Origin of the sequence: Pseudomonas sp. JV245A (genome assembly GCF_032424515.1) — a bacterium.
In the GTDB taxonomy this organism is placed as follows: Bacteria; Pseudomonadota; Gammaproteobacteria; order Pseudomonadales; family Pseudomonadaceae; genus Aquipseudomonas; species Aquipseudomonas protegens.
Map to the genome: position 1 here is coordinate 1 of NZ_VYKE01000374.1, position 1,363 is coordinate 1,363.

A 1,363-nucleotide genomic window follows, 5' to 3' on the forward strand; every position below is an offset into this window, starting at 1 on the left:
AGGCTGTCGCTGTCCGGGCAATCGTCGCCCCACAGGGCTTCTTCGAGGATCTCCCGACGCAGTACATGGGGGCTTTTCTGCATCAGCACCGCCAGCAGCTTGAGGCCCACGGGGTTGAGCTTGAGCAAGCGGCCTTCGCGGGTGACCTCCAGGGTATCGAGGTCGTAGCTCAGGTCGCCAACCTGCAGCGACCGACGGCCACCACCCTGGGAACGGCGCATCACCGCCTCGATACGCGCCGCCAGTTCCGAGAGAGCGAAGGGTTTGAGCAGGTAGTCATCCGCCCCGGACTTGAAGCCCTGGAGGCGGTCGTCGAGCTGATCGCGGGCGGTGAGCATGATCACCGGAGTATCACGCCGGGCGTCTTCGCGCAGGCGCTTGCACAGGGTATAGCCATCGATTCCCGGCAGCATGATATCGAGCACGATCAGGTCGTAATGCTCGGTGGCCGCCAGGTGCAACCCGGACAGGCCATCCTGGGCGCAATCCACGGTATAGCCCTTGAGCCCCAGGTAGTCAGCCAGGTTGGCGAGAATATCGCGGTTGTCTTCAACCAGTAGAATTCGCATCGGCACTCTCTCCGTACAGGGTTACGGCCATCTTGGCTCGCGCAGCTTAAGGCCAAGTCCGGCTCGCCGCCAGCCTTGTCGGCCGGTGCCTGGCAGAGTTTTCCCGAGCCTGGGGGCTTAACAATATTTTCACCAGCGGTTCACAAGCTGACTACAGGGACAACCTCAGACTGCGGGCCATTTGCCCCCAAGGAACACCCTCTGATGGATCTTCTCAAGACAGCTCCGGCGCGTTTCGTGCTGCTGCTGACCAGCACCTGGCTGGCGATTTTCCTGCTGACCCGCGGCATTTTGCTGCTCACCCACCTCGACGAAGCCGGTAGCGGCTGGCTGCCGCTATTTGGCGTCGGCCTGCTCTACGACCTGGGTTTCCTGGCCTATGCCGCCCTGCCCCTGGGCCTGTACCTGGTGCTTTGCCCACCCGCCCTGTGGCGTCGACGCGGCCACCGCTGGCTGTTGCAGGGCCTGTTCAGCCTGAGCCTGTTCGCCATGCTGTTCACGGCCGTGGCGGAGTGGCTGTTCTGGGATGAGTTCGGCGTGCGCTTCAACTTCATCGCCGTCGATTACCTGGTGTACTCCGACGAGGTTCTCAACAACATTCTCGAGTCCTACCCGATCGGCCTGTACATGAGCCTGCTGGCCCTGGCGGCAATCGCCCTGAGCCTGGCCCTGCGCAAGCCCCTGAAGGCTGCGCTGGATGCGCCCTTGCCGCCTCTGCGTGGCCGCCTGCTCAGTGCCCTCGGCCTGCTGCTGGTGGCCGGCGCCAGCCTGCAACTGCTCAGCCAGGACAGCCC

The 1,363-nt window shown here is 63.8% G+C and carries 1 protein-coding gene and 1 pseudogene; one reads left to right on the top strand and one right to left on the bottom strand.

What is annotated here, in order from left to right:
* Positions 1 to 569, bottom strand: a 569-nt coding sequence (locus F6S12_RS31745; RefSeq protein ID WP_315869859.1) for a response regulator transcription factor, incomplete at its 3' end; no start/stop codon positions are given.
* A gap of 204 nt (positions 570 to 773) precedes the next feature.
* Between F6S12_RS31745 and F6S12_RS31750 the strand changes: the two are divergent.
* Positions 774 to 1,363: pseudogene (locus F6S12_RS31750) on the top strand (LTA synthase family protein); the annotation flags it as partial.